The organism is Thomasclavelia saccharogumia DSM 17460, from assembly GCF_000686665.1.
In the GTDB taxonomy this organism is placed as follows: Bacteria; Bacillota_I; Bacilli_A; order Erysipelotrichales; family Coprobacillaceae; genus Thomasclavelia; species Thomasclavelia saccharogumia.
This window is the reverse complement of the sequence record NZ_JMLH01000036.1, coordinates 13,463-29,958: the sequence shown is the minus strand read 5'-3', so window position 1 is coordinate 29,958 and position 16,496 is coordinate 13,463. Positions and strand designations below refer to the sequence as shown.

Below are 16,496 nucleotides of genomic sequence, written 5' to 3'. Positions count from 1 at the left end.
ACTGGCTTTTTATGAATACGGTAAGAGGAGCCCAAGCAAGTTCATGGATATACAGTCTAGTTGAATCAGCAAAACTAAACGGTCTGAAACCATATGATTATATCAAATATCTGCTAAGTACACTGCCTGGAAAAGACATGAGAGATCGAGCGATTCTTGAAGGGGTAATGCCCTGGTCAGAATTGCCATCAAAACTATATGAGACCAAAAAATCATAGGAATATGATCTTTTGGCGCTTAAATAATAAAACCATAAGTTATTATTATAAAAAAGTACTTATGGTTCTTTCTTTTATGTGTAAGCTATTTGACGCTTACGAACAAAATGATTTTTACAAAATATATTCGTATTTGATGATCATATCATTTATATATCTGATAATGATATTAATAAATTTTATATGATTTGGATTTAAAAGAATTAGTTGATACGATTTTATGTGATTGCTTTTTTATTTACAAGGATAAGATACTTTAATTTGTGATATTTTTGTAGATAATTTTGATATCTATGATAATATTATTTATTATAATACTGATCAAGATGTATTTAGTTATGATCTTATTAATAAAATTAATTTTTGGATTACTACTGAGAAAGGATATTCAATTAAAGTATCTAATGATGGTAAATATTTGTATTATATTAGTAATGCTAAAAATATATTACTTTGGATACTTATATCTGCTTAAAAGCATTGAAGATTAGTTTATAAGAAAATAAGATATAGTGGTTTTTTCAACTTGTTTTTAGTTTTGATTTTTAAGTTGATAATATGTGTTTAATTTTAAGATGAGGGTATATAGATGAGGATACAGCAAATTGATATAGAAGAAATTAATTTTATTAAAAAGGATTATTCTAAAAGCTTATATGAATCAATTAAACGGATCGGGTTGTCTTTTCCTATCAAAGTAGTAATTGAAAATGGGAAATATTATTGTCAGGATGGTCACAAACGAATCTCGGCAATTTATGATATGATTGATGAAGATGTATATTATAAAAGACGTAAAATCAATATTGTGGTGATGAATAATGGTAATAGCCGTTCAAATGACTGTTGGCGCGTTAAGAATATGCATTAATAGGAATTATTGGAACGTTTCTGGATATAATATAAAAAGATGTTTGCTTTTAAAAATGCTAGATGATAGAATAGTATATATAAAAGGGAGTAGTTAGCCATTGAGGTTTACGAGTCGTCAACTCGATAGGAATATCCGGATCGTAATTAAACAACGAGACTTTTATTGTATGCAAATACGATAATAGCCTCGTTTTTGCATAAATATTAAAAAAAGGAGAGAGAGAAATGTTTTACAATCAAGAATTACAGGAATTAGCACAAAAATTTTCATCTGATTTAAAAAACGGGTTAACAGATAAGCAAGTTAAAGATAATCTGGAAAAATATGGTTTAAATGAATTGAAAAAAGCTCCCAAACAATCATTAATTATTAGATTCCTTTTTCAATTTAAAGATGCTTTAACGATTATTTTGATTATTGCTGCAATTGTAAGTATTATTGTTGAACCTTCAGAGTGGATCGATAGTGTGATTATTGTAGTAGTAGTTATTATTAATGCTATTCTAGGATTAGTTCAAGAAAACAATGCTCAGCGTGCTCTTGAAGCTTTAGAAAAGATGGCAAGTCCTAAAGCTAAAGTAATTCGTAATGGGAATACAATTACTATTGATACAAGTGATGTTGTTCCGGGTGATCTATTAGTATTAGAAGCTGGTGATAATATTGCTAGCGATGGACGTCTGATAGAGGCGTTTAACTTGAAAATTGATGAAAGTGCACTTACGGGTGAAAGTGTACCAGTTGAAAAAAATAGTGCAACAATTACTAAAGAAGAAGTTCCTTTAGCAGAACGTAATAATATGGTTTATGCTTCTTGTAATGTTACTTATGGTCGTGGGGTTGCATTGGTTACAGCAACAGGTAAAGATAATGAAGTGGGTAAAATTGCTACGATGCTGCAACAGACTAAAAGTCAAAATACGCCCCTTCAAGATCAATTAGATCAAATTGGTAAAAGTATTGGTGTTTTGTGTATTATAATTTGTATTGTTGTGTTTTTTATGGAAGTATTATCGGGAATAACTGTTTTAGAAGCTTTTAAAACAGCGATTGCATTAGCAGTTGCTGCTATCCCTGAAGGATTAGCAACCGTCGTTACAGTAGTTTTAGCTTTAAGTGTACAAAGAATGGTAAAAAAGAATGCAATTGTAAAAAGTTTACCAGCAGTAGAAACATTGGGCAGTACATCAATTGTATGTTCAGATAAAACCGGTACTTTGACTCAAAATAAAATGACAGTTATCAAGACATATCGTTATAAGCAAAAAATTGAGCCAATTGAAACATGTAGTAAAGAAACAAATGAATTATTGAATTATTTTACTTTATGTAGTGATGGAAGTATCAGTAATATAGCTGGCAAAGAAGTTTTAATAGGTGATCCGACAGAAACAGCTTTAGTAAAAGCTAGTTTAGAAAAGGGTTTTACTAAAGAATCCTTAGCAAAAGATTATCCAAGATTTGATGAATTAGCCTTTGATTCAAATCGTAAAATGATGACAGTTTTTGTAAAACATGAAGGCAAGATTCTTTCAATTACCAAAGGAGGACCAGATGTAATATTTGATCGTTGTAAAGATCTTGATTTAGATGAAGTCAATCAAGTTAATGAAACGATGTCTAATGATGCTCTTCGAGTACTAGCTTTAGGAATTCGTTATTGGCAGGAAATGCCGGATAAAATTACTAGTGAACTAGTTGAAAACAATTTAACTTTTGTGGGAATGGTAGGAATGATCGATCCGCCTCGTGAAGAAGCTAAGCAGGCTGTGGCTGAAGCTAAACAAGCTGGAGTTAGAACGATCATGATTACTGGTGATCATGTGATTACAGCTAGTGCGATTGCCCGTAGTTTGGGAATTTTAGAATCAAATCAAAAGGCAATTATGGGTAGCGAGTTAGAAAAGATGAGTGATGATTATTTACGTGAGCATATTGAAGAATATTCAGTATATGCAAGAGTTGCACCCGAACATAAAGTAAGAATCGTTAAAGCATGGCAGGAAAAGGGACAAGTTGTTGCGATGACAGGTGATGGGGTAAATGATTCACCAGCTTTAAAAGCAGCTGATATTGGTTGCGCAATGGGAATCACTGGTACTGATGTTGCTAAAGGAGCAGCAAGTATGATTTTGACAGATGACAATTTTGCAACGATCATTACTTCAATCAAGGAAGGTCGTGGAATTTTTGATAATATTAAAAAAGATGTTCAGTTTTTATTATCAAGTAATATTGGTGAAGTGCTTACTATTTTTGGAGCATCTATTATTTCTTTGCTTACACCATTTGATTTTGGAGTACCACTATTACCGATTCATTTGTTATGGGTTAATTTAATTACTGATAGTTTACCTGCTTTTGCATTAGGTATGGAACCTATAGAATCTGATGTAATGGAACGAAAACCACGTGATAAAAACGAAAGTTTCTTTTCTAATGGACTAGGTTTTACAATTGCCTGGCAGGGGATAATGATTGGAGTATTAACATTGATAGCTTATGCAATTGGAAATCAAATCGATCATTTAACAGGGATGACAATGGCATTTATTACTTTGTGTGGTTGTCAGCTTGTGCATTCATTTAATGTTAAGTCTCGTCATTCAATTTTAAATAAGCGCTTATTTAATAATGTTTATTTATGGGGGTCTTTAGCAGCTGGATTATTTTTACAAATTATCATCATAACGATTCCTGAATTAGCAGATATTTTTAAATTGCAAAGACTTCATCTTATGCAATGGTTGATTTGTATCGGATTGTGTTTATCGACAGTTGTTATTTGTGAGCTTGTTAAATTATTTCATAAAAGTAAATAACATTGATTTTTAGATTTTGATAAGCAAGGGTAATCTAATATAGTAAAAAGTATCTTAGCATAGTAAGTTTTTATTCAATAAAGGATAACTAAAAATAAGAGATTTCAAAAATAAGTGTTTTTATTAGTGATTTTTGAAATCTCTTTTACATTTATTATCAAAAAATATATTTTATTATTATCAATTCAAAAGATAGATAAAGAAATTTAAGTAACCGGCAAAGCTTACCCATAAAAGATAAGGCATCATCAGATATCCAGCTGGTTTTGATATATGATAAAACAAAATGGTAGTTTCAAGAATCAGCAGCCACAATAGTATAAGCCAAATAAACGCAAATAGATAAAGTTTTAGATTAAAGAAGATAATTGACCATAAAAAATTAAAAGCAAGTTGAATACTGTACACAGTTAAAGCAGTATGATTTTCTTTACAGGATGTAAGAACTAGATATGACGCAATTCCCATAAAGATATATAGAATTGTCCAAACTATTGGAAACAGCCAGGCAGGCGGAGATAGAATTGGTTTGTTGATTGATTCAAAAGTTTCCATACTGTTTTGTGTTAGAAGTGCTGACAAACTACCAACAGCAAGTGGTATAACAAGACAGATAACTAGTTTTTTCCATTGATTTTTCAAAAAATCACCCCCTACTACAATTATGATTCAATTTGCATTATTATTCTAATTACAATTAATATTTAATAAAATTTTTATAATAGAAGCCAGAAGAGTTATTTAATTTAAAATTGGTGTATAAAAATACTAGATAAGTTTCTTTATTATCAAAAAAATATATTTTTAGAATCACTTTTTTATATAAAGATATAAATAATACATTAATGCTTTTTCAATTAATTACTAATAATGTTTTAAGGTTATAAAAATATTAAATTATTCCATTGTTGTATAAAAGAATTCTTTTTCTTGATGCTTTATAGTGTTAAGATTATAGTAGGAGAAAAGGTTATGAAAATAAATATTATTAAAAAGAAAGCTAGTAGTTTAAAAGATTTAGGAAAAGAAACAATTGAAATCCCAAGTGTTTCAACATTAAAAGAATTATTGATCGTAATATTTTATAATGAATACAATTATCTTTACAATAATCAGATAAAAACTTTAACTGAAAGAGATATCAAAGATTTAGCTAAATTAGGGAAAATATCTTTTTCAAATCTATACAATACTGATAAAAAAGATTTAGATGATTTAATCGAAATCATGTTTCAAGATTTTACGGATGGACTTTATAAAGTCTTTATCAATGGACAGGAATATGAAAATCTTAATGAGCATATTCAAATTAAAGATAATGATGAAATTGTTTTTATTCGTTTTGTCATGTTAGCAGGGAGGTTATGGTAGTGGAGAGAAAAGATATAATTGCACAATTAAGAGAATATAATCAAACACTATCGCTATTTTGCACTCATTTAGAAAAACAATTTATCAAACAAGTCCAGCAGGATTATTTTTATAGTTTTTATTTTAAAGATGTTCGTATTTTAAATGATGTTGAAAGTTTTTTGAAAGAACAAAAATATTTTAAAGGATTACTCCCTAAACATTATGAAAAATTATGTCATTATTTAAGATGTATGCACGAATGGACATGTAATGATCAACTCATTAGGATGGATGTTAGAAGTAAGAATTTTTCTGATTATCAAAATAAGATAATTAGAGCAATTGGTTCATTTTATGTGTTTTATGGTACAGATATGACAATGAAAGAGTTGATTTATGGTCAATATCGTCAGTTTGATAATTGGATAAATTTTTCGAGTGTTATTGCTGAACGCTTGTTAAGTGATGATCAGGATGTCATTCAATACTGTAAAGATGTTTTGACAAGCGATAATAATACTGCTGTTTTAACAAGAAACGTGATTATTGCTATTGAACAAAGTCATCATCAAGAACTGCAGGATTTATTAACTCAGCTTTTTTTAGCAGCCAGATTACAAGAGGGGTTAAGACAAAGTGTTATAGAAACAGTTGATGAAAATAATCTTGATTATTTTTTAAAGATGATTGATATAATTGCTCAAAATGATCTATTAAGATATTCGTCAGTTCAAAGAGGTGTTTTGACCTGGATAGGGATAGGTTATGAAATTGTAAAAGAAAAAGATGTTCGTTATATTTTATGGCATCTTCAAGATTATTTTCACAATGAAAATAATCGATTTCAGGCATTACAAAGTGAAAATCCTTTAGATATTTATTTGGCTTTATATTGTAAAGGTGTCTATGATGTTAATCAGGCAATAGATGAAGCACTAATTTTATTAAAGAGTTCTAAGCGTCATATTGTTGCTTGTGCTTTGATTTATTTAAAATTGACGAATTGTCCTTATTTGCATGTGCTGTTGCCTTATTTAAAAGATTATCATCATGATCAATGGATCATGGCCCTTTTTATTAGCGAATGTTGCCGCTATGACTATCAAAAAGCAGTTTTAACTAAGGATGAATTAGCACTTATTTTTAATGAGATGGAAACTTTTGCTAAAACGATGAAAAGTCAAGAAACCTATTTGTCACGAGGATTTGAATGGTTTTCAATAACGTTATATAAGTCAAGTATTTGTTATCATCTTTATGATATAATTGCAGCAAATCCGCAAATAGAATTTATTGAAAGATATTTGCCGTATGTTGCTAGTAATCTTCATGATAAAAGATTAAAACAATTTATGGAAGAAAGATTTCCATTATTAGATGAAAGTAAGAAAAAGGCTTTTATGCTAAAAGAAATCATTTCTAATAATAGTGAGTTAGCAAATTATATTGAAAAAGAATATATAAAATTAAATCTCTCTAATCAAGATATTATTGATCTTGAAAACCGTTTAAAAACAAAAAAAGCTCAGGCACGTGCACATATCGTTCATATTCTTGCAAAACAAGATCAAGAGCAGATCCAGCAAAGTTATCAACGCTTATCTAAATCAGCAAATAAAATGATTCAAGAAGCAGCGCTTGAGTTACAACAAAAGGTGCCACACTATTTTCAGGATGTAAAAATCAGTGCAGTGAAAATTCAGGGAAAAGATGAAGGATTTGGGCTATATCGCCCTTATCAGTCTTATTTATTGCCTTATCATTCAAAAATAAAAACGATCAAAAAAGGTCTAATTATTAAAAAAGAAAAAATTGATTTTTCAACACTATTGCCATGGAATAAACAACAAGTTCTTGAATATTTAAAAAAATGGGATCAAAGAATTATTTTACATCAAAATGATGAATATTATAATGGATATGAATATCGACAATTAAAGTCAGAGTATTTTTATCCTCTTAATTATCAAGAACACTCATTAAAGGCTTTACCTTTAAATGAGTTGTGGAATGAATATTTTCAACAAGATCAATTAGACAGTGATATTGTTTTTGAACTTCGTTTATTACTAGAAGGAATTGAATTTGATAAGTTTCTTAATTTAGAAACACCATTATTTACGCTTTATCAAAAAGATATCGAATCATTACAATATTATCAGCATATTACAAAATTAATTTCTTACTATTTTTATGAATATGAAAATACAAGTAATTATCGTGATAAAGCTTTTATGCTTTTAGAAATAATCAATAAGCATTGTAAATATTATCAATACAAAAGAAGAATTTATAATAATCAATATGAAATCGCGAGCCTAAGTAATTTATTTCCCTTTTTAGTTGCTCTATTGCATTTAGAAAATGCTAATGATCAACAGTTCCAAGAATATTTTCCAATAATGATGCACTGTTATGAAAATTTTAATCTAAAATGTCAACCAGATACACAACATAAATTTACTATTTCACCAATGATTTTAGCTCGAGCTGCTTTGTTAGGAATTATTAGCCAAGAAGCTTTTTATGAATGTATTCTTGATAGTCATAATAATAGTAGTAGATATACAAATGATCAGCATCAGCTTTTTGCTGCTTATCGAGATGCTTATTTTGAAGGAACAGGAGTTTGGAAAAAACCACAGTTAAATTTAGAATGCTATCATCATAATCGGTTGAATAATGATATTGAAGTTTTTGCTTATTTAAGAAAAGAACTTGATTTGATAGCTGATCATTTAATTTCAATGGAAAAAACAAGATTAAACGAAAAAACAGCTGTTACTTCTTATGTTGAAAATCTATATGTTGTTAACGGAGTTAAATATCTTATTGATGCCTTGCATGTTTTAGAACATGAGACATTAAAAAGGCAACGCTATGGTGATGATCGAAATGTTGTTTTTACTGATTTGATTCGTCATTGTTACCCTTTATCAAGTGATGATCCCCAAACTTTAAAAAATGAAAATTTTAAAGAAGAGAGACTTGTTGAAGTGGCAATGTTAGCTCCACAATGGATCGATTTTATTAACCGAGTTTTAAATTGGGAAGGTTTTAAAGAAGCCTGTTATTATTTTATTGCGCATATGAAACAATATGATTATCAACAAAAGAAAGCACAGATTGCTCATTACACGCAAATAGATCCTCAAGATTTAAATGATGGGGCATTTGATATGGAATGGTGCCAAAATGTCTATCAGCTTTTGGGCGAAAAAAGATTTCAAATGTTATATCGGGCAGCAAAATATTTATGTGAAAATTCTTTTCATAGCCGAGCTCGTAAATATGCAGATGCTTGTTTAAAGAAAATAGATTTAGAGACATTATATCTGCAAATGCGCCAAAAACGAAATAAAGATGCTTTAAATGCTTACTGTATTTATCCATTAAAGGATGATCAAGATCTACTTGAACGTTATTTAGCGATTCAGCAGTTTTTAAAAGAATCCAAACAATTTGGAGCGCAAAGACAAGCTAGTGAAAAAAGAGCTTGTGAAATTGCTTTGATGAATTTGGCTAAGAATTCATGCTTTGAAACAGCTACAAGATTATCTTGGATGATGGAAACTGAAATAGTTAAAAAATATGAATATGTCTTACAACCACACCAGGTTGATGAAATTCAATTGTGGATCGAAATAGATGATCAGGGACATAATGAAATAAAAGTTTTAAAAAATAAACGAAAACAGAAATCTATTCCCGCTAAATTAAAAAATAATAGTTATGTACTAGAAATTAAAGATATTCATAAAAAATGGAACGAACAATATCAGCGTTCGAGAAAAATGTTAGAACAGGCTATGGAAGATCGAACTGATTTCATGATTGATGAAATTCATACGATTATGAATAATCCAATCGTAGCACCAATGCTTTCTAAACTTGTTTTGATTTCTGATGAAAATTTAGGTTTTTATGATCAAGGATATTTAAAAGGAATCGCTCATCGTGAAAAATTAGGTAACTATGTGCGTATCATTCATCCTTATGATCTATATAAACGTCAGTGCTGGCACGAATATCAAACGTATATTTATAAACAGCAAATCATTCAGCCTTTTAAACAGGTTTTTAGAGAACTTTATCTCAAACTGGATGATGAAAAAGATCAATCATCATCTAAACGTTATACAGGATATCAAATTCAGCCTAAAAAAGCAGCAGCTGCACTAAAATCAAGAAAGTGGAATGTAAGCTATGAAAATGGTTTAGAAAAAATCTATTATCAAGATCAGCTGATTGTAAATCTTTTTGCTCAAGCTGACTGGTTTTCACCTAGTGATATTGAAGCACCATGTATTGATTATATTCAATTTTATGACAAGAAAAATAATCAGCCAATGAAGATTTGTGATATCGATGATATTGTTTTTTCGGAAACGATGCGAGATGTTGATTTAGCTGTAAGTACTGCCTATGTTGGTGGTGTTGATCCAATCACATCATTTTCTACAATGGAATTGCGAAAAACAATTGTTGAGTATACATCTCAATTAATGAAATTAAATAATGTTGAAATTAAAGATCATTTTGCATGTATTCGAGGAAGATTAAATAATTATAGTGTTCATTTAGGGAGTGGAATAGTTCATCAAGATGGTGGCGCAGTAATTAGAATTGTTTCTGTGTGGAGTGGAAAACGTGGCAAAGTTTATTTACCATTTTTAGATGAAGATCCTAAAACGGCGCAAATCATTTCTGAAGTTGTTTTATTTGCTCAAGATGATAAGATCAAAGATCCTTCAATTTTACAACAGATTCAAACAAGAAAAGAGAATTCCTAGCAATTTTAATGTCATCAATTTAAGATTGTAGAAACAGATAGAAATCTAATCAAAGATAACTATCTGTTTTTATTTAAGAAAAAAGAAATATGAGTGTATGAGGTTTTACTTTCTTATGGGGAAAACAGATATGTTAGAGAGTACAAGAAATTGTGCTGTTTTTTTGGTTTCTTTAACCTCACCATCAAATTTTTTTGAATGCTTTCATGTTTAGGAATTTCTTTCATAATGAAAAGATTGTCTAACATGGCAAGAAGCAGAGTGCAGGCTGTTTGGCGGATAAACTGCGGTAAATCAGAATAATAGGAATGCAGGGGTACTACGATTGGGAAAATCAAAATCAGAAGTGTGAAATAATGATTTGAGAGATGGAAAATGGTATCTTCTGGACTTTTGTATTATTCCGATAATAGGGTATATTACTGTTTGAGGTGAGGTGTAGGCTTATGTACATGACAGTGAAGCAGGTAGCAGAGAAATGGGGCATTTCAGATAGAAGAGTTCGTATATTATGTTCAGAGGGGAAGATTCCGGGTGTTACTCGCGAAGGGCGCAGTTGGAAAATTCTTTCAGATGCGAAGAAACCAGAGGATGGTAGATATAAAACAGCAGAGAGTCTGCTTGCAATGATAGACAGGAAAAAATCGAACTGGATTCCCGACGACCTTTGATAGAGGGAGAGGCGGAGCGATTGACAGAGGAATTTGTGGTTGAATACACATACAATTCTAATGCGATTGAAGGAAATACGTTGACCTTGCTGAGAGACAGATATGGTGCTGCGTGGATTGACGATTGATCAGAAGCCGCTAAAAGATCATATGGAAGCAATTGGGCATAAGGAAGCCTTTGATTTTGTACGGGATTTGGTAAAGAATCAGGTGTCGTTATCAAAGAGTGTTATCAAACAGATTCATTATCTGGTGTTGGCAGATAAAAAGGATGACCGAGGAATTTACAGAAGAGTTCCGGTAAGAATTATGGGTGCAAAGCATGAATCTGTGCAGCCTTATCTAATTCAGCCTAAGATGGAGCAGTTATTGGAGGCTTATAGAAGTAGCACAGAGCATATCATTCCAAGGCTTGCACGGTTTCATATTGAGTTTGAGGGAATTCACCCTTTCATCGACGGAAATGGTCGGACGGGGCGACTACTTGTAAATTTGGAATTGATGAAAGCGGGATATCCTCCAATAGATATTAAGTTTACAGATCGGGTTGCTTATTACAATGCTTTTGATGAATATCATGTAAATCATAACCTGGGCATGATGGAAAAGTTGTTTGCTGGGTATGTGAATACAAAGTTGGATAGCTATTTGGCAATGTTGGAAGAATGTTTGTTTCAGAATATTTTGGCTTATACGGTGAATTGGACAAAATAGGGATTTTAGATAATGACAATAGATTTTTATTAATCTTATGCGTTTGAAAGTATTTGATGTACCTGAATTAAAAGATGCATATCAATGAATAAATAATTACTTTAGTGAAATAACGACACGTCTTAATGCTTCTGACTCAAAAGAGGACAAACTTTATAGTATTTAAACCTTTGGAAATAAACGGAATAAATCTAGGGTTCTTTGGAAGTAAACATGGTGCAGTTTTTGGAGAAAAGCTGAGAGGGCAGGTTATAAGCGACCCATTCGATATTGTAAAAAGGGTGTGCTATATCCGGAAGTTTTCCAGTTGGTTAGTTTTTTGAAGAAAATATTGGTTCAAATAGATTGAGCGATATGATTTCAACTATTATTTATCCCGATATAGTAGCATATACAAAAATAATCCAGCAAGAACTTAAACTGAATAAAGAAAACTATCCTGATTGTATATTCCGAGAAGATGATCTTATTGTGAATCTATATAAAGGTTGTGAAATTTTGTTTCTGCCTATAGATATTTTACACGAGCTTCCAATAGCACAGTGTTGGGATGATATTGATCGATTGGTTTTAGAAAACGAAAATATTTTTAAAGAATGAATCGAATATGATAAAGCTTGGGATACTATTCAAAGTGTAGATAGCAAGATATCATATCTATAAAACATTATTTGGTTTTCTTTTTACTAATTTATCGAATAATAGAGTATAATTGAATAAAGCAAAAAAGGCGATGGTTTCTATTATAATTAATTGCCTTTTTTCTTTATTGATATTCATACTTGTATGAATATTATAGACTTTAGTCAGTTGAGCATACGATATGTTTATTTTATATTAAAAATACAGTTTTTAAATGTCATTATTTGGTAAAATTAGATGCTTTTAGCTGAAAAAATGACAAAGCATGATTTTAATTTCTGCTTTGTCAGCTCTCTAAATGTCGTATACTCTACTCTTTTATTTATTGTTTTTTCCATGCTGATTCTTGTCAGTCATAGACGATAAAGTTTTCACCAAAGATTTTTTCATTCAAAGTGATTTCATTATACTTAACATGAATCGTTATTCATAAAAATATTATCCCCAAATATAAATTCAAAGGAAAACAGCACAATATCTTGTGCTGCTTAACATATCTGTTTTACTCATAAGCAAGTAAGAACTTATGCTGATTTTTTTAGTCTATGATTTGATTCATTAGTTCTACTGCTTCCATTGCATCTTTAGAATAATAGTCAGCATTGATTTCTTTAGCAAAATCAGCTGTTAAAACCGCCCCACCAACAAAAATAGGACACATATCATCAATTTCTTTTAACATGGCAATTGTTTTTTCCATCGAAACAACGGTTGTTGTCATCAAGGCACTTAGACCAATTGCTTTAGGATGGTGTTTATAAAAGGCTTCAACAACAGTTTCTGGAGGAACATCTTTACCTAGATCAATTACTTTATAGCCATAGCTTTCAAGAACAACTTTAACGATATTTTTACCAATATCATGAATATCACCATGGACAGTTGCCATAATAATTGGACCTTTGGTAGCTGTTGTTTCTTTAAAAGTCTCTTTAATAGTACTAAAAGCTATTTTTGCAGTTTCTGCAGATTGAATCAGTTGCGGTAAGAAAATAATATTTTTTTCATATTGTTTACCAACAGTATCTAAAGCTGGGATCAATATATTATTGATGATTTCTAAACCTGGTGTTGTTTCAAGTAATTTTTTAGTAGTATTTGTCGCTTCATCTTTTAAACCATGTAGGACAATGTCATTTAAACTAAAGTTTGCGGTTTCTTTTTTTACTACAGTTTCTTGATTTGACTGATGTTCAATATAAACAGAAGCATCATGGTCATAATTATATAATACATTAAAAGCATCGATCGTTGCCATAAGCTGAGCATCTAGAGGATTGATGATTGGTAGATCAAGGCCGGCAGATAATGCCATAGCTAAGAAAGTTTTATTTAATAAGGGACGATTTGGTAAACCAAAAGAGACATTACTAACTCCTAGGACAGTATGCACTCCTAATTGTTTAACCATCGAAACAGCTTTGATAGTTTCCATGACTTCTTTTTGTTGGGCAGAAACTGTTAGAACTAAACAGTCAATAACGATATTATCTCTTGAAATACCATAACTTTCTGCTTTTTTTATGATTTTCTTGGCAATTTCAAAGCGGTCTTTAGCAAGTGGAGGAATGCCATTTTCATCAAGTGTTAAGCCAATAACGACACCACCGTATTTTTTAACAATAGGAAAAACAGCATCCATCGTTTCGTCTTTTCCATTAACAGAATTAATTAATGGTTTACCGTTATAATAACGACAAGCTTGTTCGATTGCCTCAAAATTACTGCTATCGATCTGTAACGGTAAAGAAATAACTTCTTGTAATAATTTAATTACACGTTTCATCGTCTTTACTTCATCAATTCCTGGTAAACCAACATTGACATCAAGGACGTGGGCTCCAGCTTGTTCTTGTTTGATCGCTTCAACGACCAATTCGTCATAACGTTCTTCTTTTAATGCTAATTTCAATTTTTTCTTTCCTGTCGGATTCAATCTTTCACCACATACTACAACATGATGATCAAATTCAACTGTTTTAGTTCCACTCGATACTCTTGTAGCGTTGATAGGAGTTAATTTTGTTTTTTTACTAGGAAGATTTTTTTTCAAAGCTGCAATAAATGCTGGTGTCGTTCCACAACAGCCGCCAATAATACTAACCCCGTTGATAACATGTTTTATACTTTCAGTTACAAAAGTTTCTTCATCCATATTGTAACAAGTTTTGCCCTCTACTAAACATGGCAATCCAGCATTGGGCTGTAACATTACAGGAACAGTAGCGATTTTTAAAATATCATTAATGATTGGTGTTAATTCGATTGGTCCTAAAGAACAATTTACTCCTAAAACATCAACATTCAAGCCTTCTAAAACATTTACCATGGTAATAGGATCGCATCCTGATAAAGTTCTTAAATTACTTTCATATGTCATAGTAACAAAGACGGGTAGATTACTATTTTCCTTAACAGCCAAAACCCCTGCTTTGACTTCATAAATATCAGTCATTGTTTCTAATAAGATCGCATCAACTCTATCTTTTGCCAATAAAACCTGCTTTTTAATGATTTCGTAAGCTTCATCAAAAGTTAAGGTTCCCATCGGTTCTAATAATTGACCGATCGGTCCAATATCTAAAACGATATAACTATCATTTTCACGATTAGCTTTTTGTCGAGCAATGATTGCATTATCGATAGCAGCTTTGATCATTTCATCATAATGATAAGGAGCATCTTTCATTTTTAAGGGATTAGCGCCAAAAGTATTAGTAGTAATAAAGTCAGCTCCAGCATTTAAATAATTAAGATGAATCTGTTGAATTAATTTAGGATCGGTAATATTTAAACACTCAGGAATATCTCCAGCTTTTAATCCGGCTTTTTGCAATTGTGTTCCCATTGCGCCATCAAATACTAGTATTTCTTCTTTTAATCTTTTTTGTAGCATCTTTGTCCCTTCTTTCTATATATACAATTTTCTAAGTTTATACATGAAAAACAATGTTTAGCTAATTTTTCATCACCAATACCAATTAAACCAATCATTGATTTTTGTGGTAATAATAAATTATTTTCTTGAACAGTTAAACCAATATGCTTATTACAATTTAAAGCATTTGCTAATTTATGATTGAGTTCAAGAGGGACATTACCATAGCCAGGGCAAAAACGAAAAGTACGTTTGCCAAAATTTTGCTTTTCTTCAAATTCATCGCATTTAATTTCAATATAACTACTAGCTAAAGCATCCATAACAGTCATTTTAGTCATGTCGATCATGGCATAGTAACGTAATAATTTATCCAATTCAATTCCTAAAGTGCAGGCAATGACCGCTACTTTATCACAACTATCAAATAAATCGATTAAATCAGGATATTCGAGAGAAAGATCTAATTCTTTAATTAATAAAGGATGGTGTTTTAATGAAAAGATTTGATACATGAATTTTGGCTTTAGCTTTTCAAGTTCCAATAGACATTCATCTAAAAGTTTATTTGTTTGTTCGTCGACTTGATTATCTAAGTAGCCTAGATATTTTAACGCATTTTTTTTAATCATTAATAAATTCAGCGAAAATATTATTAGTTCTAAGTAATATTTCTTTAGCTATTTCGGGTTTATTCATTGTATAAAGATGAATACCATCAACACCATTAGTAATTAAATCAATTATTTGATAAGTCGCATAATTTAAACCTACTTCTTTCATTGCCTGAGGATTATTTCTAAAGCGCTCGATCATTGCTGATAAGTTATACGGAATATTGCAGCCGCTTAATTTAGCGATATTTAATAATGATTTAGAATTAGTAGCTGGCATTATTCCGGCGATGATCGGTACATTGATGCCTCTAGCTCGAGCTTCTCTAACTAAGCGATAATAATAATTATTGTCAAAGAAGATCTGGGTAATTAGATATTGAGCCCCCGCATCAACTTTTATCTTTAATGCTTCCAGATCACTTTCTAAAGAATCGGCATCTTGATGAACCTCAGGATAACAAGCCCCGCTTAGACAAAAAGTATCAGGATAATTTTTACTAATAAATTCATTTAATTCACTAGCATGTTTATAGTAATAAGGAGCAGTGTTAGGATCATAATCTTTAGGATAATCACCGCGTAAAGCTAGAATGTTTTCAATATTATTTGCTTTTAAAGAGTCAATAGTTTGAATCAGCTGCTCTGGCGTTGCATCAATACAGCTTAAGTGAGCAACAGCTTCAATATGATAATCATTTTTTATTTTGGAAGCTATTTCAACAGTATTTCTTGTTGTTGAACCACCAGCTCCATATGTAACTGAGATAAAATCAGGATTTAATTTAGAAAGCTCATCAATAGTGTGATAGATCGAGCTAATGTCACCATCATGATTTTTTGGTGGAAATATTTCAAATGACAACGTTGGTCTTTTAAGTAATAAATCAATAATTTTCATGTGTTTTTCCTCCATC

General features: G+C 30.8%; 12 protein-coding genes. 8 read left to right on the top strand and 4 right to left on the bottom strand.

All coding sequences use genetic code 11. The annotated features are described in order from the left end of the window. From BR82_RS17940 to BR82_RS0108945, 3 genes are all read left to right on the top strand, one after another. Positions 1-218: transposase domain-containing protein (locus BR82_RS17940; RefSeq protein WP_027089916.1), on the top strand; the 218-nt coding region annotated here is incomplete at its 5' end. 589 nt (positions 219-807) lie between these two features. Then, the gene (locus BR82_RS0108950) at positions 808-1,089 is read left to right on the top strand and encodes a hypothetical protein (protein ID WP_027089915.1); all 282 of its coding nucleotides are present in this window, start codon (positions 808-810) and stop codon (positions 1,087-1,089) included. Positions 1,090-1,316: 227 nt separating this feature from the next. After that, positions 1,317-3,914, top strand: coding sequence for a cation-translocating P-type ATPase (locus BR82_RS0108945; protein ID WP_027089914.1), 2,598 nt, complete (start codon positions 1,317-1,319; stop codon positions 3,912-3,914). A gap of 180 nt (positions 3,915-4,094) precedes the next feature. Here BR82_RS0108945 and BR82_RS0108940 read toward each other — a convergent pair whose 3' ends face one another. Beyond that, positions 4,095-4,556, bottom strand: coding sequence for a TspO/MBR family protein (locus tag BR82_RS0108940; protein ID WP_027089913.1), 462 nt, complete (start codon positions 4,554-4,556; stop codon positions 4,095-4,097). Positions 4,557-4,886: 330 nt separating this feature from the next. On the opposite strand from BR82_RS0108940, the gene BR82_RS16380 reads away from it, so the two are divergent. From BR82_RS16380 to BR82_RS16375, 5 genes are all read left to right on the top strand, one after another. Further along, positions 4,887-5,285, top strand: coding sequence for a hypothetical protein (locus BR82_RS16380; RefSeq protein ID WP_051592801.1), 399 nt, complete (start codon positions 4,887-4,889; stop codon positions 5,283-5,285). Further along, positions 5,285-10,060 carry a DUF4132 domain-containing protein gene (locus BR82_RS0108930; RefSeq protein WP_027089912.1) on the top strand — a complete coding sequence of 1,592 codons (4,776 nt, stop codon included), beginning with the start codon at positions 5,285-5,287 and terminating at the stop codon, positions 10,058-10,060. Before BR82_RS16380 ends, BR82_RS0108930 begins: the two co-directional genes overlap by 1 nt. Positions 10,061-10,506: 446 nt before the next feature. Continuing rightward, positions 10,507-10,731 (top strand): helix-turn-helix domain-containing protein, encoded by a 225-nt coding sequence (locus BR82_RS17455; protein WP_034864572.1) that lies wholly within the window; start codon positions 10,507-10,509, stop codon positions 10,729-10,731. Between the two features lie 102 nt (positions 10,732-10,833). Next, positions 10,834-11,445: a Fic family protein gene (locus tag BR82_RS15540; protein ID WP_205618748.1), complete on the top strand. Its 612-nt coding sequence runs from the start codon at positions 10,834-10,836 to the stop codon at positions 11,443-11,445. 345 nt (positions 11,446-11,790) lie between these two features. Beyond that, entirely contained in the window at positions 11,791-12,045 is a 255-nt protein-coding gene (locus BR82_RS16375) for a hypothetical protein (RefSeq protein WP_147590234.1), read from the top strand. Positions 12,046-12,625: 580 nt separating this feature from the next. Here BR82_RS16375 and BR82_RS0108915 read toward each other — a convergent pair. Genes BR82_RS0108915 through metF form a run of 3 tightly spaced genes read right to left on the bottom strand, consistent with a single transcriptional unit; the run spans position 12,626 to position 16,480 of the window. After that, the gene (locus tag BR82_RS0108915) at positions 12,626-14,983 is read right to left on the bottom strand and encodes a homocysteine S-methyltransferase family protein (RefSeq protein WP_027089910.1); all 2,358 of its coding nucleotides are present in this window, start codon (positions 14,981-14,983) and stop codon (positions 12,626-12,628) included. Further along, positions 14,965-15,597 carry a vitamin B12 dependent methionine synthase gene (locus BR82_RS0108910; protein ID WP_027089909.1) on the bottom strand — a complete coding sequence of 211 codons (633 nt, stop codon included), beginning with the start codon at positions 15,595-15,597 and terminating at the stop codon, positions 14,965-14,967. Before BR82_RS0108910 ends, BR82_RS0108915 begins: the two co-directional genes overlap by 19 nt. Beyond that, on the bottom strand, positions 15,590-16,480 hold the full coding sequence (metF, locus tag BR82_RS0108905) for a methylenetetrahydrofolate reductase [NAD(P)H] (RefSeq protein ID WP_027089908.1): 891 nt from the start codon (positions 16,478-16,480) through the stop codon (positions 15,590-15,592). The genes BR82_RS0108910 and metF overlap by 8 nt, the downstream gene beginning before the upstream one ends. Positions 16,481-16,496 lie beyond the last annotated feature (16 nt).

What these genes read in the sequence shown, in the direction of transcription:
- BR82_RS0108950 (WP_027089915.1), top strand. Translation starts at nt 808, where the DNA reads ATGAGGATACAGCAAATTGATATAGAAGAAATTAATTTTATTAAAAAG.
- BR82_RS0108945 (WP_027089914.1), top strand. Translation starts at nt 1,317, where the DNA reads ATGTTTTACAATCAAGAATTACAGGAATTAGCACAAAAATTTTCATCT.
- BR82_RS16380 (WP_051592801.1), top strand. Translation starts at nt 4,887, where the DNA reads ATGAAAATAAATATTATTAAAAAGAAAGCTAGTAGTTTAAAAGATTTA.
- BR82_RS17455 (WP_034864572.1), top strand. Translation starts at nt 10,507, where the DNA reads ATGTACATGACAGTGAAGCAGGTAGCAGAGAAATGGGGCATTTCAGAT.
- BR82_RS15540 (WP_205618748.1), top strand. Translation starts at nt 10,834, where the DNA reads ATGGTGCTGCGTGGATTGACGATTGATCAGAAGCCGCTAAAAGATCAT.
- BR82_RS0108915 (WP_027089910.1), bottom strand. Translation starts at nt 14,983, where the DNA reads ATGCTACAAAAAAGATTAAAAGAAGAAATACTAGTATTTGATGGCGCA.
- BR82_RS0108910 (WP_027089909.1), bottom strand. Translation starts at nt 15,597, where the DNA reads ATGATTAAAAAAAATGCGTTAAAATATCTAGGCTACTTAGATAATCAA.
- metF (WP_027089908.1), bottom strand. Translation starts at nt 16,480, where the DNA reads ATGAAAATTATTGATTTATTACTTAAAAGACCAACGTTGTCATTTGAA.